This is a genomic window from Streptomyces sp. NPDC107550 (assembly GCF_055639095.1).
This window is the reverse complement of the sequence record NZ_JBVKBC010000010.1, coordinates 102,360-123,491: the sequence shown is the minus strand read 5'-3', so window position 1 is coordinate 123,491 and position 21,132 is coordinate 102,360. Positions and strand designations below refer to the sequence as shown.

Here is a 21,132-nt window from a genome sequence, read left to right as displayed (position 1 = left end):
TTATCCCTTGAAGTTACTTTTACCCTTCGGATCGAACCCCGTGCTCCGGTCGGTGCCTACGATCGCGGGCCCGGCGTCGCGTCGCCCGGCGCCGCGTCGATGTCCGTACGGATCGCCATGAGCTTCGTGACCGTGCCGTCGTCGCCGATCACGTCCCGCACCTCGCGGAAGCCAAGCTTGCGGCAGAGGGACAGGCTGGCGGTGTTCTCCGCGCCCACCATGCCGTACGCCTCCTTCAGGCCCAGTTCGTCGGCGGCGTACCGGAGCAGGCCGCGCACCACCTCGCCGCCGAGGCCGCGTCCCCAGTGGGCGGGGACGAGCGCGGTGATCAGTTCGTGGCCGTCGACGTTGCCGGTCTTCTTGACCTCCGCGTGGCCGACGTACGCGCCGTCGAGCCACAGGCCCCACACGTCGAAGAGGTGCCGCGGGTACACCTCGTCGAGGACCGCGCGGAACAGGGCGCGGATCTCCGGCTCGGGCACGAGGTCCTGGCCCATCCAGCGGCACACCTCCTCATCGCGCAGCAGGGCGACGAAGTGGTCCTCGTCCTCGGGGCGGTAGGGCAAAAACTCCAGCCGTTCGGTGCGCAGGGGCGGGGTCATGGCGGTCTCCTCGGTCCATGGGGCGTACGGGGTGACGGCCCGCGCTGGTGGGGCAGCGGGGCCGTCGGGAACCGTGGGGGGAGGCGCCGGGCCGCCGCGCGCGGCCCGGCGTGCGAGTCACGCTCCGGTGGCGCTGTCCATGCGCTCGCGCAGGCTGCGCGGCCGCATGTCGGTCCACACCTCGTCGACGTACGCGGAGCACTCCGCCTCGGTGCCTTCCTTGCCGACGGGCTGCCAGCCGGCGGGCACGTCCACGTCCACGGGCCACAGGGAGTACTGCTCCTCGTCGTTGCGCAGCACCTGGTAGCGGGTGTTCTCGTCCATGTCGTTCTCCTCGGTCCTCTGGTCCTGTGAGCGTGCGTCATCGGGGTTCGGGGGGGGCGGGGTGCGTGGCCGGGGGCGCGCGGGTCCTGTCGTGGTGGTCGGTCAACGGCCGGCCCTGGCGTGGCGGGCGAGGCGGCGCAGGGCCTGGGCGAAGTCCTCGGCCGCGCGGCGTACGGCCGCCGTGTCGTCGAGGCCGGGCCTGTGGTGCCAGGTGAAGGCGAGCCGGCCGCCCTGGACGGCGCCCACCACCTCCACCGGATGCGATCCGGGGTCGCGGGGGTCGTGGTCCTGGCCGAAGGAGCCGTGTTCGGCGCGGACCAGACCGCCGGAGGCCGTCTCGGGCCGGGCGTCCCACTGGCCCAGGTAGTTGAAGACGACGTGGCTGTGGGCGCCGTCGCCGAGCCGCTCGCGCACCTCGGGCGGGCCGAAGGTGCGCAGGGCGCCGTAGCCGAGGCCGTTGCCGGGCACGGTACGCAGTTGGCGGCGCACCGACTTGACGAGGGCGCGCCAGTCGCGGTCCGGGCCGAGGTCGTCCGGTGCGGTGACGTCGAGGGCGACGGGGTGGACGGTGGTGAACCAGCCGACGGTGCGGGACAGGTCGACGCCGTCGAGCAGGTCCTCCCTGCCGTGTCCTTCGAGGTCGAGGCGGACGCGGTCGCGGCCGGTCCAGCGGGCCAGGGCGAGGGCGAGCGCGGCGAGCAGGACGTCGTTGACGCGGGTGCGGTAGGCGGTGGGGGCGTGGCGCAGGAGGGCGGCGGTGTCGTCCTCGTCGAGTTCGACCGTGACGGCGGCGGTGTCGGCCTCGTCGAGTTCGACGGACATGCTGCCGGTGGTGGTCGTGCCGGTGTCCTCGGGGTGGGCGGCTGCGCGTACGGCCTGTTCCCAGTGGGGCAGTTCGTGGTCGAGGCCGCCCGCCGCGACGTGGGCGGCGAGGCCGCGCGACCAGTCCCGGAAGCTCGTGCCGCGCTCCCCCAGGTCGATGTCCTCGCCCCGGGCGGCCTGCTCGTACGCGCTCTCCAGGTCGTCGCGCAGGATGCGCCAGGAGACGGCGTCCACGACCAGGTGATGGGCGATCAGGAGGAGGTGAGCGGGCCGGTCGGCGCCGGTGAACAGGGCGGCGCGCAGGTGCGGCCCGTGCGCCAGGTCGAAGGAGGCGTGCAGGCGGTCGGCTGCGGTGTTCATGGTGGCCTCGGCGGCTGCGTCGTCCAGGCCGGTGAGGTCGTGGTGGGTGAGGACGTCGTAGGGGCCCTCGGGGGGCGGGCCGGACTGCTTCCAGCCGTCGGCGTCGTGGGTGAAGCGCATGCGCAGGGCGTCGTGGTGGTCGATCAGGGCGTCGAGGACGCGGCGCAGGGTGTCGGGGTCGGTGGCGTCGTCGAGTTCGAGCAGCGCCGACTGGTTGAAGTGGTGGTGAGCGGCGCGCGGGGTGGTCAGGAACCACTCCTGGATCGGGGTGAGCGGCACGTCCCCGGTGGCAGGGCCGGTGTCGGCGCGCCGGGGTGCTTCGCGGACGACGGTGGCGAGTTCGGCGACGGTCTGGTGGGTGAAGAGGTCGCGGGTGGCCAGGTGCAGGCCGTCGCGGCGCAGCCGGGAGACGACCTGCATGCTGAGGATGGAGTCGCCGCCGAGGGCGAAGAAGTTGTCGTCGGCGCCGATGCCGTCGACGCCGAGGACGTCGGACCAGATCCGGGCGATGCGCCGCTCGGTGGGAGTGCGCGGCGCGGCGCCCGTCCGGCCCGCCGCCTGTGCGGGGCCGGGGGCGGGCAGGGCGCGCCGGTCGGTCTTGCCGTTCGGGGTGAGCGGCAGCCGGGGCAGCGGCACGAACAGTGACGGCACCATGTGCGGCGGGAGGTGTTCGGCGAGGTGCCCGCGCAGTTCCGTGACGGGCAGGGCGCCTGCGGCCGGGTCGGCGCCGTCCGGGCCGGCGGGCACGATGTAGGCGACCAGGCGGGCGAGTCCCTCGGGGCCGCCGTCCTGTGCCGGGTCGGTGCGTACGACGACGACGGCGTCGCGTACGAGAGCGGTGCGGCGCAGGGCGCTCTCGATCTCGCCGGGTTCGATGCGGAACCCGCGCAGTTTGACCTGGGCGTCGGCGCGTCCGGCGAAGCGGAGCTGCCCGTCGGCGGCCCAGCGCACGAGGTCGCCGGTGCGGTACATCCGCTCCCCCGGCGCTCCGTACGGGTCGGCGACGAAGCGTGTGGCGGTCAGTCCTGGCCGGTGCAGATAGCCGCGCGCGAGGCCGGCGCCGGCGACGTACAACTCGCCGGTGACGCCGGGCGGGACGGGGCGCAGGGCGGCGTCGAGGACGTAGAGGCGGCTGGCGCCGGCGGGGCGGCCGATGGGCGGGGCGCCCGCGCCGGGCGTGAGCGGGCCGGTCCAGGTGGCGACGACGGTGGCCTCGGTGGGGCCGTACGAGTTGATCATCCGGCGGCCGGGGGCCCAGGTGTCGACCAGGTCGGCGGGGCAGCTCTCGGCGCCGACGATGAGGGTGCGCAGAGCGGTCAGGGTGTCCGCGGTGCCGGGCGGGACGGTGGCGAGGGCCGCGGGCGGGATCAGGGTGTGGCTGATGCGCCGCTCGGCGAGGACTTCCGCGAGCCGCTCCCCCACCAGGGGGCCTTCCTCGCCGCAGACCAGGGTGGCGCCGGTGAGCAGGGCGGTGCACAGCTCCAGCACGGAGGCGTCGAAGCTCGGCGAGGCGAACTGGAGCACCCGGTCGCCGGGGCCCGCCGCGTACTGCTCGGCGGCGGCGGCCGCGAACGAGGCGAGACCGCTGTGGGTGACGGCGACGCCCTTGGGGGTGCCGGTGGAGCCCGAGGTGTAGATGACGTACGCGGGATGGTCGCAGGTGAGCGGGGCGCTGCGGTCGGTGTCGGTGGGCGCGGTGTCCGGGCCGTCGGCGTCCCACACCGCGGCGGGGTCGTCGAGGACGAGGTGGGCGCCCGCGTCGCGGAGCATGAACTCCCGCCGCTGAGCAGGGTAGTCGGGGTCCACGGGCAGGAAGGCGGCGCCGGACTTGGCGACGGCGAGCTGGGCGATCACCGTCTCCGCCGAGCGGGGCAGGGCGAGGGCGACGACGCGTTCGGGTCCTGCGCCGTCGCGGATGAGGCGGTGGGCGAGCCGGTTGGCGGCGCGGTCGGCTTCCGCGTAGGTGAGGCGCCGTCCGCCGTCGGTGAGGGCGACGGCGTCGGGGGTGCGGGCCGCCTGCTGCTGGAAGAGGTCGGCGAGGGTGGCCTCGGGGACCGGGCCGAAGGCGCCGACTCCCTGTTCCAGGAGGGCTTTCGCCTCGTCGGGGCCGGTCAGCGGCAGCGCGCCGAGCGGGCGGGCCGGGTCCTCGGCGACGGAGGAGAGCAGGGTGGTGAGCTGGTCTGCCATGCGCTCGGCGGTGGCCGCGTCGAACAGGTCGGTGCTGTAGGTGATCAGGCCGTGCAGCGCGCCGCTCTCCGTCTCGGCGAACTCCAGGGTGAGGTCGAACGGCGCGTGCTCGGAGTCGGGTTCGAGGTCGGTGACGTCGAGGCCGGGCAGGTCGAGGCCGGCGCCGGGGGTGTTCTGGAGGACGACCATCACCTGGAACAGGGGGCTGCGGCTGGTGTCGCGGGCGGGCCGCACCTCGTCCACGACCCGTTCGAAGGGCACGTCCTGGTGGGCGAAGGCGTCCAGGACCGTCTGCCGTACGTCGGTGAGGAACGCGTCGAAGGGCCGGTCGGCCGAGGCGTGGGAGCGCAGGACGAGGGTGTTGACGAAGAAGCCGACGAGGCCCTGCGTCTCGGCGCGGTCGCGGCCCGCGGTGACGGTGCCGACGGCGATGTCGTCGGCGCCGGTGAGCCGGGCCAGATAGCTCTGGGCGGCGGCGACGAGCGCGGTGAACAGGGTGGTGTTGCGGTCGCGGGCGAGGCGGGTCAGGGCGCGTGCGGTACGGGCGGGCACGACCAGGCGGGTGGTCGCGCCGCGTCCGCTGCGCACCGGGGGCCGGGGCCGGTCGGTGGGCAGTTCCAGCGCCTCGACGCCGGCCAGGTGCTCCTTCCAGTGGGCGAGCTGTGCGTCGGTGCCGGTGGCGGCGGGGGTGGTGCGCTGCCAGTGCGCGTAGTCGGCGTAACTCACCGGCAGGGGCGGCAACTCGCTCTGCTCGACGCCGAGTTCGGCGCGGTAGAGGTGGGCGAGGTCGCCGAGCAGGATGGAGGTGGACCAGCCGTCGGTGACGATGTGGTGCAGCGTGAGGGCGAGGACGTGTTCGTCCTCGGCCGTGCGCAGCAGGGTGGTGCGCAGCAGCGGGCCCCGGCGCAGGTCGAAGGGGCGGGCGCGCTCGTCGGTGAGGTGGCGGCGCAGCGCCGTCTCGCGGTCGGCGGCGGGCAGAGGGGTGAGGTCGTGCAGGGGCAGCGGGGTCGCCTGCGGCGGGTGGACGATCTGCACGCCGTGCCCGTCGACGCTGTCGAAGGTGGTGCGCAGCGACTCGTGCCGGGCGGCGAGTCCGTCGAGCGCCGTGCGCAGGGCGCCGGTGTCCAGGGGGCCGCGCAGACGCAGGGCGAGCGCGGTGACGTACTCGCCGCCGCCGGGGGCGAACTCCTCCAGGAACCACAGGCGTTGCTGCGCGTACGACATGGGTGCCGCCGCCTCGCGGGCGACGGGGACGATGGCGGGCCGGCCGCTGTTCTCGCGGCCGTGGGCGAACGCGGCGAGGGCGGCGGGGGTGGGGTGGGTGAAGACGTCGCGGGGGGTGGTGTCGGTGCCGAACGCGTCGGCGAGGCGGGAGGCGAGCCGGATGCTGAGGATCGAGTCGCCGCCGAGCTGGAAGAAGTCGTCGTGGACGCCGGGCGGCCGGATGCCGAGGACGTCGGCGAAGACCTGCGCGGCGCGGCGTTCGGCGTCGGTGCGGGGCGCGACGGGCGCGGGCCGGGCCTCGGGCGCGGGGGCGGGGAGGGCGGCGCGGTCGACCTTGCCGTTGCCGCTGAGCGGGAGGGCGTCGAGGGCGACGAACGCGCTGGGGACGAGGTAGTCGGGCAGGGTGCGGGCGGCGAACTCGCGCAGGGCTTCGGTGTCGAGGGGCTGCTCGCCGGGCGCGGCGACGACGTAGGCGACGAGGCGTTTGGCGCCGGGCCGGTCCTCGCGGGCCAGGACGGCGACGTCGGCGACGTGCGGGTGAGCGGCGAGCGCGGCCTCGGCCTCGCCGGGTTCGACGCGGAAGCCGCGGATCTTGACCTGGTCGTCGGCGCGGCCAAGGAACTCCACGGCGCCGTCCGGGCGGCGCCGGGCGAGGTCGCCGGTGCGGTACATACGGGTGCCGGGCGGGCCGAGGGGGTCGGCGAGGAAGCGGGCGGCGCTGTCGCCGGGGCGGCCGAGGTAGCCGCGCGCGACGCCCTCGCCCGCGAGGTACAGCTCGCCGGCGCAGCCGGGCGGGACGGGGCGCAGCCGGGAGTCGAGGACGTGGACGCGCATGTCGTCGAGGGGGTGGCCGATGGGCACGGTGGCGGGCACCGCGTGCGGGTCGGTGAGGGCGTGGGAGGTGGCGAAGGTGGTGGTCTCGGTGGGGCCGTAGCCGTCGACCACGGTCAGTCCGGGGCAGGCGGTGAGCACGTCGCGTACGGCCTGGGCGGGCACCACGTCGCCGCCGGTCCACACCTGGGTGAGGCCCCGGAAGCAGTCGGGGGCGTCCTGCGCGAGCAGCCGGAACAGGCCGGCGGTCAGCCACAGCGCGGTCACCTCGCCGCCTGCCGCGAGACGCCGTACGAGGGTCGCGTCGAGGTCGCCGGCCGGGGCGACGACCACGCGGCCGCCGTTGAGGAGCGGCGCCCACACCTCGAAGGTGGCGGCGTCGAAGGCCGCCGGGGAGTGCAGCAGTACGCGCGCGCAGGCACCGCCCGTGAAGCGGCTGTCGGTGGCGAGCGCGGCGATGTCGCGGTGGCGTACGGCGACCGGCTTGGGACGGCCGGTGGACCCGGAGGTGAACATGACGTAGGCGAGCCGGTCCGGGTCGGGCGCCGGGAGCGCCGTGCCGGGATGCGGCGCGGTGCGTGCGGCGGTGACGTCGGCGGCGGTGAGGCGGACGGCGGCGCCCGCGTCGGTGAGCAGGGCGCGGCGGCGTTCCTCGGGGGCGCGGGTGTCGACGGGTACGTAGGCGCCGCCGGCGAGGAGGACGGCGAGCTGGGCGACGATCAGCTCCGCCGAGCGGTCCAGGGTGAGCGCGACGCGTTCCTCGGCGGCGAGCCCGCCGTCGAGGAGCCGCGCGGCGAGCCGTCCGGCCCAGTCGGCGAGTTCGGTGTAGGTCAGTGCGTCTTCGCCGTCGCTGACCGCGAGGGCGTCGGGTGTGCGGCGGGCCTGGGCGGTGAACAGCTCGACGGGGCTCGCGGGCGCGGCAGGGCGGGCGGTGGTGTTCCAGGCGGTGAGCAGCGCGCGGTCGGTGTCGGTGAGCAGGTCGAGGTCGTCGAGGTGACCGTCGAGGCCGTCCGCGAGCGCGGTGAGCAGGGCGGCGAAGCGGTCGGCGGCGCGCTCGGCGGTGCCGGCGTCGAAGAGGCCGGGGTCGTAGGCGAGGTCGAAGCCGAGCCGTTCGCTCAGGTGGGCGCGCAGGCACCAGGGGAAGGTGGTGGCGTCGTCGGCGCGTACGTCCTCGACGCCGACGCCGGTACGGGCGGTCGCGGACGCGTCCACGGGGTAGTTCTCGAACACCACCATGCTGTCGAACAGCGCCTCGCCCGCCGGGACTTCGCTCACGGCCTGGATGCGGGACAGGGCGAGGTGGTCGTGGCGGCGGGAGTCGAGCTGGTCGTCCTGGAGGGCGCGCAGCCAGCCGAGGACCGGGCCCGAGGGGACGCGGACGCGGGTCGGCACGGTGTTGATGAACATGCCGATCATCGTCTCGACGCCGGGCAGTTCGGCGGGGCGGCCGGAGACGGTGGTGCCGAAGACGACGTCGTCGCGGCCCGCGTGCCGGGCCAGGAGCAGCCCCCAGGCGCCCTCGACGAGGGTGTTGACGGTGAGTCCGGCGCGGGCGGCCGCCCCGCGCAGCCTGCCGGACACGTCCGCGTCCAGTTCGTGGTGGACGGCGGCGGACGCGCGGGCGCGGTGCGCCTCGGCGGGGACACGGTCGTAGGGCAGCGGGGTGCGGGCGGTGAACCCGGCGAGGGCCCGGCTCCAGTGCGCTTCGGCGGCGGCCGGGTCCTGGGCGGCGAGCCAGTGCAGGTGGTCGGCGAACGGGCGGCGCGGCGGGGGCGGGGTGTCGGGGCGGCCGGTGAGGGCGGCGTAGCGTTCGCAGACCTCGGTGAGCAACTGTCCGGTGCTCCAGCCGTCGAGCGCGATGTGGTGCGTGGACCACACGAGCAGCACTTCGTCGTCGGGCAGGGCGGCCAGGGTGAGGCGGGTCAGGGGCGCGGTGGTGAGGTCCATGCCGGCCGCGCGGTCGTCGGCGAGCAGCCGCTCGGTGCGCTCCGCCCGCTGCTCGCGGGGCAGTTCGCGCCAGTCGAGGTGGGTGACGGGCAGTTCGGCGTGGCGGTGGACGACCTGCACGGGGTGGGGCAGCCCCTTCCAGTGGACGCTGGTGCGCAGGGCCGGGGTGCGGTCCGCGACCTGCTGCCAGGCGGCGGCGAACGCGTACGGGTCGGTGACGCCGGAGAGCCGGACGGCCGTGCGGTCGGCGTAGGCGCTGACGGTGTCGACCAGGCCGTGGAAGAGCATGCCGGCCTGGAGCGGGGAGAGCGGCAGGACGTCCTCGGTCGTCCGGCCGTCGCCCACCAGGAGGTCCAGCTCCTCCTGGCTGAGGCCTGCCAGCGGGAAGTCGCTGGGGGTGCGGCCGCCCGCGTCGGGGCGGGCGCAGTGGGCCACGAGGTCGCCGAGGGCGGCGGCCGTCTCCTCGGCGAGCCCGCGCACGGTGGCCTCGTCGTAGACGGCGGGCGGGTAGGTCCAGCCGAGTTCGAGGCGCCCCTGCTCGACGACACCCGTGATGTCGATGAGGTACGGGCGGTCCTGGCCTGGGTCGGTGTCGCGCCCGGCCGGCGGCAGGGAGCCGCGGATCAGGCCGCCCGCCGCCGTGCCACCGGTGTCCCACTGGCCGTGGTAGTTGAAGCCGATCAGCGGGGCGGGGGCGGCGGCGAGTGGCCCGCCGGGCGCGAGGTGGCGCAGGGCGCCGTGGCTGAGGCCGCGCCGGGGCACGGCGCGCAGTTGCTCCTTGACCGAGCGGAGCGTGTCGTGCCAGCCCGCGTCGGGGTCGACGCGCAGCGCGAGCGGGTACTCGGCGGTGAACCAGCCGAGGGTGCGCGAGAGGTCGACGCCGTCGAACAGCTCCTCGCGGCCGTGCCCCTCCACACCGAGCAGGACGCTGTCGCGTCCGCACCAGCGGGCGAGGGTGCGGCCGAGGGCGCTGAGCAGGACGTCGCCCACCTGCGTGCGGTAGACGTCGGGGACCTGGCGCAGCAGGGCGTCCGTCGTCGTCTCGTCCAGGGTGACGGTGACGGAGGCGGCCGCGCCGTGGGTGTTGGTTCCTGGGCGCCCGGGCGGCAGGTCGGCGGGTGTCTGTGCGGTACGGGTCCAGTACGGCAGGTCGGCGTCGAAGGCGCCGGAGCGGGTGTGCCGCTCCAGCAGCGTGGCCCAGTGTCCGAAGGGTGTTCCGGTGGGCGGCAGCGCGATCGGGGCTGCGGCCGTCGCGGCCCGGTACGCGCTCTCCAGGTCGGCGAGCAGGATGCGCCAGGAGACGCCGTCGATGACCAAGTGGTGTGCGGTGACGACGAGTTGGCCCGGGCGGTCCGTGCCGGCGTCGAGGTGCAGGACGCGTACGACACGGCCCTCGGTGGGGTCGAGGGAGCGCTGCGCCTCGTCGGTGAGCCGCTGGGCGGTCGCCTCCAGGGCGGTGTCGTCCAGCGCGCCCGTCTCGTGCCGGGAGAACACCGTGCGCGGCGCCTCGGGCAGTGCTTCCTGGCGCCAGCCCTCAGGGGTGCGGCGGAAGCGGGTGCGCAGGGCGGCGTGGTGGGCGACGACGGCGTCCACGGCCCGCCGCAGCGCCGACGGGTCGGTGTCCGGGGCGAGGGCGAGGCGCTGGGTCATGGTGAACCGCAGCGGGTCGTGCGGGGCGCGTCCGTCGAGGTACCAGCGCTGGATCGGGGTGAGCGGCGCCGGTCCCGGCTCCGGCTGCCCGGCCGGGGCGGGCGGGGCCGACTCGGCGGTGCGCAGGGCGAGTTCGGCGACGGTCTGGTGGCGGAAGACGTCCTTGGTGGTGAGGGCGAGGCCGGCCTGCCGGGCGCGGGAGACGATCTGGATGCTGAGGATCGAGTCGCCGCCGAGGGAGAAGAAGTTGTCGCGGGCGCCGACGCGTTCGACGCCGAGGACGTCGGCCCAGATCGCGGCGAGGCGTTCCTCGGCGCCGGGGCGCGGGGCGACGTAGGCGGCGCCGCTGTCGGGCCGGGCGGGCGGCGCGGGCAGGGCCCGCCGGTCGGTCTTGCCGCCGGTGGTGCGCGGGACGCGGGTCAGCGCCACGAACGCGGCGGGCACCATGTGGTCGGGCAGGGTGCGCCGCAGCTCGGCACGGAGGGCGTCGGGCGCCGGCGCGTGCGCGCCCGCGGGGACGACATAGCCGACGAGCATCTGGCGGCCGGCGTGGTCGCGGGCGGCGACCGCGGCGTCCGCGACGTCCGGGTGGGCGAGGAGGGCCGCCTCCACCTCGCCGGGTTCGACGCGGAACCCGCGGATCTTGATCTGTTCGTCGACGCGGCCCAGGAACCGCAGCAGTCCTTCGCGGTCCCAGCGGGCCCGGTCGCCCGTGCGGTACATGCGCTCCCCGGGCGCGCCGAACGGGTCGGCGACGAAGCGGGCGGCGGTCAGTCCCGGCCGGTCCAGGTAGCCGCGGGCCACCTGCGCCCCGGCCAGATACAGCTCGCCGGGCGTGCCGGGAGGCACCGGGCGAAGGCGGTGATCGAGGATGTAAGCGCGCAGGCCGCCGCCGGGGCGGCCGATGACGGGCCGGTCGGGGCGGTCGCCGACGCGGGCGTAGACGGCGTCGACGGTGGTCTCGGTGGGGCCGTACATGTTGAGCACGGCCACGCCGAAGTCGCTTTCGGCGGCGGCCAGTTCGCGCCAGAGGGCGTCGGGGACGGCCTCGCCGCCGACGAGCAGCAGCGCCGGGTGGTGGCGGCCGGGGGCGAGGAGCCCGGCGGAGAGCAGTTCGCGCAGGAAGGACGGGGTGACGTTGACCCAGTCGAGGCGTTCGCGGTCGGTGAGGGCGCAGAACGCCTCGGGGTCGAGGCGTACGTCGTCGTCCACGAGGTGCACCTGGTGGCCGAGGGCGAGCAGCAGCGGGCCCTCCCAGGAGGTGTCGAAGGAGAAGGAGGCGCTGAGCGCGGCGCGCAGCCGCCGTCCGCCCGCGGTGTGGGCGGCGAGCAGGTGGTCGCGGTGGTCGTGGCAGAGGTTGACGAGCTGACGGTGTTCGACCACGACGCCCTTGGGGCGGCCGGTGGAGCCGGAGGTGTGGACGATGTAGGCGGCGTTGTCGGGGCGCAGGGGGCGGACCCGGTCGGCGTCGGTGGGGTCGTGGGCGGGCAGCCGGTCCCAGGGCACGTCGTCCAGGGACGCCAGCAGGGTGTGCGGGCGGGTGTCGGCGAGCAGCAGGCGGCGGCGCGCGGCGGGCAGCGCCGGGTCGAGGCAGAGCAGGGTGGCGCCCGCCTTGAGGACGGCGAGGACGGCGGCCACCAGGTCGGCGGTGCGCGGCAGTTGGACGGCGACGACCTGCTCGGGCCCGGCACCGCCCGCGATGAGGTGGTGGGCGAGGCGGTTGGCGCGCGCGTTCAGCGCGGCGAAGTCGTACGTGGCGTCGGCGGCGACCAGGGCGGTGGTGTGCGGGGTCCGGGCGGCCTGCGCCTCGAACAGCGCGGGGAAGACGGTGACCGGCCCGTGCACCGGGGCGCCGCGCCCGTACGCGAGGACCTGTTCCTGCTCGGCGCCGGTCATCAGCGGCAGCGCGCCGACGGGCCTGCCGGGGTCCTCGGCGACGGCCCGCAGCAGCGTGGTCAGGCGGGCGGTGACGAGGTCGGCGGTCTCGGCGTCGAAGAGTCCGGTGTCGTACTCCAGGTAGCCGGTGAGGCCGCCGTCGCGCTCGACGAAGTCGAAGGCGAGGTCGAAGGTGGCGCTGCGGACCGGCGGGGTGAGCGCGCTCGTCTCGACGCCGGGCATCTCCGGGGCCTCGGCACCCAGGTTGTGCAGGGCGACCATGACCTGGAACAGCGGGGTGCGGCTGGTGTCCCGCTCGGGCTGCACGGCGTCCACGACGCGTTCGAAGGGCGCCTCCTGGTGGGCGAACGCGTCGAGGACGGTGCCGCGCACCTCGGTCAGCAGCTCACTGAAGGACAGGTCCTCGCGTATGTGGGAGCGCAGGGCCAGGGTGTTGACGAACATGCCGACCACGTCGTGCAGTTCGGGCCGGTCGCGTCCCGCGGTGACGGTGCCGACGGTGATGTCCTGCCGGCCGGACCAGCGGGCGAGGAGGACCTGGCAGGCGGCCACCAGGGTCATGTACAAGGTGGCGTCGGCGTCCCGGCCTTGGGCGCGCAGCCGCTCGGTGAGGTCGGCGGGCAGGGTGAACGTCGTGAGGGCCCCGGCGCGGCCGCGATTGGCCGGGCGGGGCCGGTCGGTGGGCAGTTCCAGCGGGGTGACGCCGTCCAGGACGCGCCGCCAGTGGTCGAGGTGGGCCTCGACGCGGGCGGCACGGGCGCGCTGCCAGACGGCGAAGTCGGCGTAGCGCACGGGCAGTTCGGGCAGGTCCGCCGGGCGGTGTTCGCGGGCGGCTGCGTACAGCTCGCCCAGGTCGCGGCCGAGCACGCCGAGCGACCAGCCGTCGGTGACGATGTGGTGGGCGGCGAGGACGAGGACGTGCTCGGTGGCGTGGACGCGGGCGAGGCGGGCGCGCAGCAGCGGGCCCGCGGCCAGGTCGAAGGGCGTGCTCGCCTCGCGGTGCAGGAGAGCGTCCAGGGCCGCCGCGTCCGGGCAGGGGACGAGGGGCAGTTCCACGGGGGCGGGCGGGTGCACAGTCTGCCGTGCGGTGCCGTCGTGTTCGGTGAACGTGGTGCGCAGCGCCTCGTGCCGGGCGACCAGGCCGTCCAGGGCGTGGCGCAGCGCGCCGGTGTCGAGCGGGCCGCGCAGCCGCAGCACGGACAGGGTGGTGTACTCCGCGCTGCCCGGCTCGAACCGGTCGAGGAACCACAGGCGTTGCTGGGCGTGCGTCAGCGGCGCGGGGGCGCCGGGGTCGGTCGCGGCGATGGCGTCGTCCGTGTCCGGGGCCGTGCCGTCGTCGAGGGCGGCGGAGAGGTCGGCGAGGACGGGGTGGGTGAACAGCAGCCGCGGGGAGACGTCCACGCCGAAGGACGCGCGCAGCCGGGACACGACGCGGACGGCGAGCAGGGAGTCGCCGCCCAGGGCGAAGAAGTTGTCGCGGGCGCCGATCTCGCCGGTGTCCAGGACGTCGCTCCAGGCGGCGGCGACGCGCTGTTCGGCGGGGGTGCGGGGTGCGACGCGCGCGCCGTCGGCGGCGAAGCCGTCGGGGCCGGGCGCGGGCAGGGCGCGGCGGTCGAGCTTGCCGTTGACGGTGAGCGGCAGCGCGGGCATCGGCACGTAGGCGGCGGGCACCATGTGCGCGGGCAGCGTACGTTCCAGGTGGGCGCGGAGTTCGGCGGCGGACGGGGGCGGCGTGGCCCCCTCCCGGTCACCGGAGCCTGCGTCGGAGCCGGAACCGTCGCCGGATCGGGAACTGCCGGAACCGCCGCCCGCGCCGACGACGTGGGCGACCAGGCGCCGGGTGCCGCCGCTGTCCTCGTAGACGCCGACCGCGGCCGCCGCGACGCCCGGGTGGGTGTGCAGGGCGGCCTCGATCTCGCCGGGTTCGATGCGGTAGCCGCGGATCTTGACCTGCTGGTCGGCGCGGCCGAGGTACTCCAGGGCGCCGTCCGGGCGCAGCCGGGCCCGGTCGCCGGTGCGGTACATCCGCTCCCCCGGCGCGCCGAACGGGTCGGCGAGGAACCGGCAGGCGGTCAGTCCCGGGCGGTTCAGATAGCCGCGCGCGAGGCCCTGCCCGGCGACGTACATCTCGCCCACGGCGCCCGGCGGGGCCGGGTGGAGGGTGTCGTCGAGGACGTGGACGCGCAGGTCGGGTATCGCGGTGCCGATGGGGCTCCCCGCGCCCGCGCCCGCTTCGGGGGTGGCCCGGTCCAGGGGTACGTAGGTGACGTGCACGGTCGTCTCGGTGATGCCGTACATGTTGACCAGGCGCGGCGCGGTGTCCGCGTGGCGGGCGTACCAGTCGGCGAGGCGCGTGACGTCGAGGGCCTCGCCGCCGAAGATCACCGTGCGCAGCGCCAGCCGGGCGCCGGTCCCGGGGTGTTCGGCGTCGGCGCGGATCAGCGGGTAGAACGCGGACGGCGTCTGGTTGAGCACGGTGACCCGCTCGTCGGCGAGCAGGCGCAGGAAGTCCTCCGGGGAGCGGGCGATGTCGTCGGGGACGATGACGAGCCGCCCGCCGTGCAGCAGCGGGCCCCACAGCTCCCACACGGAGAAGTCGAAGGCGTACGAGTGGAAGAGGGTCCATACGTCGTCGGGGCCGAAGCCGAACCAGTGGCGGGTGCTGGTGAACAGGCGGACCACGTTGGCGTGCGGGACGACGACGCCCTTGGGGCGGCCGGTGGAGCCGGAGGTGTAGATGGTGTAGGCGGGGCTCTCGGGCAGCGGGCGGCGGGCCGGGTCGGCGGGCCCTGTGGCGGGGCGGCCCGCCAGGTCGGCGCCGAGGTCCGGGTCGTCGAGGGACAGCAGGGGGACGTCGGCGCCGGTGGTGTCCACGCCCGCGGCGGCGCTCGTCACCAGGGCGACGGGGGCGGTGTCGGCCAGCAGGTGCGCGACGCGTTCGGCGGGCAGCCGGGGGTCGATCGGCAGGTAGGCGGCGCCGGTCTTGAGGACGGCGAGGACGGCGGCGACGAGATCGGTGGAGCGGGGCAGCGCGAGGGCGACGTACCGCTCGGGGCCCGCGCCGAGTTCGGCGAGCAGGTGGGCTAGGCGCCCGGCACGGGCGTCCAGGCCGGAGTAGTCGAGGTGTTCGTCGCCGCAGGTGACGGCCTCGGCGTGCGGGGTGCGGGCGGCCTGCGCCTCGAAGAGGTCCACCAGGGTCCGGTCGGGCCGGTCCGCCGCGTACGCCGCTTCCGCAGCGGGCCGCTGTTCCTCGGCGGCGGTGCGGGCGAGGGCGCGCAGGGGCCGGTCGGGGTCCTCGGCGAACTGGGTGAGGAGCAGGGCGAGCCGGTCCGCGAGGGAGCGTACGGTCGCCGCGTCGAACAGGGCGGGGTCGTAGGCGAGGTCGAAGCCGAACCGTGCGCTCTGGTGGGCGCGGAGCAACAGCGGGAAGTTGGTCGCGTCGCGGCCCGAGACGTCCGCGAGGCGGATCCCGGCCTCCGCCGAACGGGCCTGGTCGAAGGGGTAGTTCTCGAACGCGACCATGCTGTGGAACAGGGGGCTGCCGGCCGGGACGTCGCTCAGGGCGGTGAGTTCGGCGAGGGAGACGGCACCGTGCCGGCGCGCCTCGGCCTGCGTCTCCTGGAGGTCGCGCAGCCACGCGGCGGCGCCCCGGGAGCCGTCCACGCGGACCCGGGTGGGCAGGGTGTTGATGAACATGCCGATCATCGACTCGGCGCCGGGCAGGTCGTCGGGCCGGCCGGAGACGGTGGTGCCGAACAGCACCTCCGGTTCGGCGCTGTAGCGGGACAGCAGCAGCGCCCAGGCGCCCTGCACGACGGTGCCGAGGGTGAGGCCCGCGCCGCGCGCGGTGCGGGCGAGGCGGGCGGAGGTCTCCTCGGAGAGCGCCCCGGTGTGCACGGCGGCCGAGCGGGTCTCATGCCCGGGGCGCGGGGCGCGGTCGGCGGGCAGCGGGGTCGGGGCGGCGAACCCGTCGAGGACGCCGCTCCAGTAGGCGCGCGCGGCCTCGGTGTCCTGCCCGTCGAGCCAGCGTACGTAGTCGCCGAACGGCCGGCGCACCGGCGGCGGGGCGACGGCGCCGGTGGTGAGCGCGGTGTACTCGGCGAAGACGTCGGTGAGGACCTGGGCGAGGCTCCAGCCGTCGAGGATCAGGTGGTGGGACGTCCACAGCAGGTGCGCCCGGTCGCCGGGCAGGCGCACCAGGGTGAGCCGCATCAGGGGCGCGGTGGCGAGGTCGATTCCGCGGGCGAGGTCGTCGGAGCGCAGCCGGTCGAGGCGGTCGGCCCGCTCGGTGCCGTCCAGGTCCCGCCAGTCCAGGACCGTCAACGGCACGGGCACGTCGCGGTGCACGGCCTGGAGCGGGACGGGGACGCCCTCCCAGACGACCGAGGTGCGCAGGGCGGGCGTACGGTCGGTCACCCGCTGCCAGGCGGTCGCCAGGGCTTCGGCGTCGGTGACGCCGTCGAGGAGCAGGGCGGCCTGGTCGACGTAGACGTCGTCGGGGCCGCCGACCAGGCGGTGGAAGAGCATGCCTTCCTGGAGCGGGGTGAGCGGGAGCAGGTCCTCGACCCGGCGGCCGTCGCCGGCGAGGCGGTCCACGCCCGCCTGGTCGAGCCGGGCGAGCGGGAAGTCGGAGGGGGTGCGTCCGCCGGCGCCGGGCCGGGCGCAGTGCTCGGTGACGGCGGTGAGGGCGCGGACCATGCCGTCGGCCAGCTCCTGGACGGTCGCGGCCCGGTGCACCTGATCGCTGTAGTGCCAGGTGATCTCCAGTTCGCCGTCCGTGACCAGCGCGGAGACGTCAAGGAGGTGGTCCAGGGGCGCGTCCGGTTCCGTCTCCCGGCCGGGCGCCTGAGCGCCGGGGGCGAAGTCGCCGCCCCGGGGTGCCTCCCACTGACCGTGGTAGGTGAAGCAGACCGGCGGCAGCGGCACGCGGCGCAGGGCGCGGGCGTCGGGGTGCGGCGAGCCGAGGTGCGCGAGGGCCTGGTAGCCGAGGCCGCGCCGAGGTACGGCCCGCACCTGCTCCTTGACGGCCTTCAGCGTGCTCCCCCAGTCGCCCCGGGGGCCGGGCGTGAGAGTGAGGGGGTACTGACTGGTGAACCAGCCGACGGTACGCGACAGATCGGCGCCGTCGACCAACTCCTCCTCGCGGCCGTGGCCTTCGAGGGCGACGGTGACGCGCTCGGCTCCGGTCCAGTCGGCGAGCACCCGGCCGAGGGCGCTGAGCAGCACGTCGTTGACCTGCGTGCGGTACGCGGCCGGCACCTGGCGCAGCAGCGCGTCGGTGGTGGCGCGGTCCACGCGGGTGCGTACGGTGCGCACCGTCCCGGCGAGCGGGGTGCCGGGCAGGTCGACGGGGAGCGGGGCGGCGGCGGTGGCGATCTGCGCGGTCCAGTACGGCAGTTCGTCGTCGAAGGCACCGGCGCGCACCTGGGCGCTGAGGGCGCGCGCCCACCCGGCGAAGGAGGTCTGCTCGGGCTCGGGCCGCGGGTCGGCTCCCTGGGCGGCCTGCCGGTAGGCCCGTTCCAGGTCGTCGAGCAGGACGCGCCAGGAGACGCTGTCGACAGCGAGGTGATGTGCCGTCAGGAACAGGCGGGGGCGCGGGTGTTCGCGGCGCGCGTCTCCGGCGGCCGGGAGCAGGACGGCGCGCAGCAGGGCTCCGGTGGCGGGGTCGAGGGCGGCTCGGGCGGCGTCCGCAGCGCGGGCGTCCGCCTCGGCGTCGGGGGTGCGGGTGGCATCCGCCGCGCGGGTGTCCGCCTCGGCGTCGGGGGTGCCGGCGGGCGCGGTGAGGCGGGTGAGCAGGCCGGTGGCCGGGCCGGTGCCCGGTTCCTGGCGCCAGCCGTCCTCGGTACGGGTGAAGCGGGCGCGCAGCGCGGGATGCCGGGCGACGACCGCCTCAAGTGCCGTCTCCAGCGCCGCTTCGTCCAGCTCGGCGGGCAGGTCGAGGAGCATCGACATGGTCAGGCGGCGCGGTCCATGGGTGGCGAGGAACCACTCCTGGACCGCGGTGAGCGGGGCGGGCCCCGCGTCGTCCCCCGGGTCGCGGGGCGCGGGCAGGGCGGTCCCGCGGGCGGACGCGGCGGCGGCCAGGTCGGCGACGGTCTGGTGGCGGAAGACGTCCTGGGAGCCGATGCGCAGTCCGGCGGCGCGGGCGCGCGAGACGGCCTGGATGCTGAGGATGGAGTCGCCGCCCAGCTCGAAGAAGTTGTCCGTGACGCCGACCCGGGTCACTCCGAGCACCTCGGCCCAGATGCCGGCCAGCGTCTCCTCGGCGGGGGTGCGCGGGGCGACGTACGCGACGTGGCGGCGCTCGCTGCCCTCGGCGTCGGGGGCGGGCAGGGCGCGCCGGTCCAGTTTGCCGCTGGTGGTCAGGGGAAGGGCGGGCAGCGCGGTGAACGAGGACGGCACCATGTGGTCGGGCAGCAGCCGGCGCAGGGCGGCGCGCAGTTCGGTGGGCGTGGGGGCCTCCTCGCCGGGGGCGGGGACGACGTACGCGGCGAGGCGGGTGTGGCCGCCGGGGTCGCTCAGGCCGACGACGGCGGCGGCGCCGACCTCGGGGAGGTCGAGCAGGGCGGCCTCGATCTCGCCGGGTTCGACGCGGTGGCCGCGCACCTTGAGCTGGTCGTCGGCGCGGCCGAGATGGTCGAGGCGGCCGTCGGCGGTCCAGCGGGCGAGGTCGCCGGTGCGGTACATGCGGGTGCCGGGCGGCCCGTACGGGTCGGCGAGGAAGCGGGCGGCGGTGAGGCCGGGGCGCCCGGTGTAGCCGCGGGCCAGTTGCTCACCGGCGAGGTACAGCTCGCCGCCGACGCCGGGGGGCACCGGGCGCAGCAGGTCGTCGAGGACGTACGCGTGGACGCCGGGCAGCGGGCGGCCGACCAGGGGGCGGTCGGCGGCCTCGACACGGCAGGCCAGGGCGTCGACCGTGCACTCGGTGGGGCCGTAGTAGTTGTAGGCGCGCACGTCGGGCAGCGCGGCGAGGTCGCGCCACAGGGCGGGGCCGAGGGGTTCGCCGCCGAGCATCAGGAGGCGCGGGTGGTGGCGGGGGTCGGTGAGCAGCCCTGCGGGAATGAGTTGGCGCAGGTAGGAGGGGGTGACGTCGAGGAAGTCGACGCGGTGTTCGACCACGTACTCCACGAGGGCGGCGGGGTCCCTGCGGGTCTCCTCGTCCACGAGGTGCAGGGGGTGGCCGTCGGCCATGAGCAGGATGCCTTCGAGGGAGGTGTCGAAGGAGAACGACGCGGTCAGCGCCACCCGCAGCGGGCCGCCGCCCGCGTCGGCGACGAAGCCCGCCCGGTGCGCGGCGAGCAGCCGGACGGCCGACCGGTGGGAGACCGCGACGCCCTTGGGGCGGCCGGTGGATCCTGAGGTGTAGATGACGTACGCGGTGTGCCGGGGGTCGAGGCCGTCGCGGGCGGGCTCGGTGTCGGGGACTGTGTCAGGTGCCGTGTCGGGGACGGCGCGCAGCGCGGCCTCGTCGAGGACGAGGGCGGGGCGGGCGTCGTCCAGCAGGTAGGCGACGCGTTCTTCGGGCAGGGCGGGGTCGAGGGGCAGGTAGCCCGCGCCGGACTTCCACACGGCGAGGATCGCGGTGATCATGTCGGCGGTGCGCGGCAGCCGGAGCGCGACCAGCCGTTCGGGGCCCGCGCCGAGGGAGATCAGGTGGTGGGCGAGACGGTTGGCGCGGGCGTTCAGCGTGGCGTGGTCGAGGCGTTCGCCGCCGGCCACGAGGGCGAGGGCGCCGGGCGTGCGGGCGGCCTGCCGGGCGAACAGGTCGGGCAGGGTGGTGTCTTCGGCGGGGGCGGCCCTGGTGACGCCGGTGGCGACGGCCCGCCGCGCCTCCTCGTCGGACAGCAGCGGCAGGGTGCGCAGCGGGCGGTCGGGGGCGGCGGCTGCCCCTTCGAGCAGGCGCAGCAGTTGCCCGGCCATGCGTGCGGCCGTGGCGGCGTCGAACAGGTCGGTGCGGTACTCCAGGAGGCCGGTCAGCGCGTCGCCGTCGGGGACGAACTCGACGCTCAGGTCGAAGGTGGCGGCCTGCCGGGGCACGGCGACCGGCGTGATGTCCAGGCCCTCCGGGGCGGTGGCGGCGGGCGGGGCGGGGTGCAGCAGCACCATCACGTCGAACAGCGGGTTGCGACCCGCCTCACGGGTCGCGCCGACCGCTTCGACGATCCGCTCGAAGGGCGCGTCGCCGTGCGCGAAGGCGCTGTTCGCGGTGTCGGCCGTCTCGGTCAGCAGGTCGTGGAAGGAGGCGGCCGGCTCGACGCGCGTACGCAGGACGACCGTGTCGACGTAGAAGCCCACCACCCGTTCGAGATCGGTGCGGCCCCGGCCGGGGGTGAGCGAGCCGACCGTGATGTCGTCCCGTCCCGACCAGCGGGCCAGCAGCGCCTGGGTGGCGGCGACGAGGACGGTGTGCAGGGTGGTGTGCCGCTGCCGCGCCAGCTCGCCGAGCCGGGCGGTGAGCGCGGCGGGGACGGTGAAGGTGTGCACGGCGCCCTCCCCCGCCTCCTCGCCGCGCCGCGGCCGGTCCAGGGGCAGCTCCGGGGCTGCCGCGCCCGCCAACTGCTGGCGCCAGTACGCGAGATGCCGCTCCAGACGCTCCCCGGAGAGCCGCGCGCGCTGCCACACGGCGAAGTCGGGATACTGGACGGCGACCGGCGGCAGGTCCGCTTCGGCGCCCCGCGCGAACGCGGCGTAGGCGGTGCACAGTTCGTCCAGGACCACGCCCATCGACCAGCCGTCGGTGACGATGTGGTGGGCGGTCAGCAGCAGGACGTGGGCGGTGTCCGACTCGCGCAGCAACAGGGCACGCAGCAGCGGCCCGTGGCGCAGGTCGAAGGGGCGGGCGTACTCCGCGAGGAGGTCGGCGTCGAGGTCCGCGGTGTCGCGCGGCGGCAGCGGCACGGGGGCCGGCGGGCGCACGGTCTGCACGGGGCGGCCGTCACTCTCGTCGAACGTGGTGCGCAGCGCCTCGTGACGCTCCACGACGAGGGCCAGCGCCCGCTCCAGGGCGTCCTGGCGCAGCGGCCCGGTCAGGCGCAGGGCGACGGCGCTGTTGTAGCGGGCGTCGCCGGGGCGCAGCCGGTCGAGGAACCACAGGCGCTGCTGGGCGAAGGACAGCGGCAGCGGGCGGTCGCGGTCGGCGCGCGGGATGCCCCGCCCGGCCTCGGGGGCGGCGGTGCGGGCGCGCCCGGCGAGGCGGCGGCGCAGCGCTTCGCGCATCTCCTCGGGCAGGGCCTCGGCGCGGTCCCGCTGCGTGGGCTTCGAAGGCTTCGAAGACGTCATGGTTCGGTTC

At 76.0% G+C, this 21,132-nt stretch carries 3 protein-coding genes; all 3 read right to left on the bottom strand.

What is annotated here, in order from left to right; all coding sequences use genetic code 11:
• Window positions 1-56: 56 nt before the first annotated feature.
• Window positions 57-602, bottom strand: coding sequence for a GNAT family N-acetyltransferase (locus ACZ7LY_RS16445; protein WP_471625268.1), 546 nt, complete (start codon window positions 600-602; stop codon window positions 57-59).
• A gap of 117 nt (window positions 603-719) precedes the next feature.
• Window positions 720-926 carry an MbtH family protein gene (locus ACZ7LY_RS16440; protein WP_471625267.1) on the bottom strand — a complete coding sequence of 69 codons (207 nt, stop codon included), beginning with the start codon at window positions 924-926 and terminating at the stop codon, window positions 720-722.
• 102 nt (window positions 927-1,028) lie between these two features.
• The gene (locus ACZ7LY_RS16435; protein ID WP_471625266.1) at window positions 1,029-21,122 is read right to left on the bottom strand and encodes a non-ribosomal peptide synthase/polyketide synthase; all 20,094 of its coding nucleotides are present in this window, start codon (window positions 21,120-21,122) and stop codon (window positions 1,029-1,031) included.
• Between the last annotated feature and the right edge of the window lie 10 nt (window positions 21,123-21,132).

Excerpts from the sequence above, each read along its gene's own strand:
- ACZ7LY_RS16440 (WP_471625267.1), bottom strand. The coding sequence starts at position 926 with ATGGACGAGAACACCCGCTACCAGGTGCTGCGCAACGACGAGGAGCAG.
- ACZ7LY_RS16435 (WP_471625266.1), bottom strand. The coding sequence starts at position 21,122 with ATGACGTCTTCGAAGCCTTCGAAGCCCACGCAGCGGGACCGCGCCGAG.
- ACZ7LY_RS16445 (WP_471625268.1), bottom strand. The coding sequence starts at position 602 with ATGACCCCGCCCCTGCGCACCGAACGGCTGGAGTTTTTGCCCTACCGC.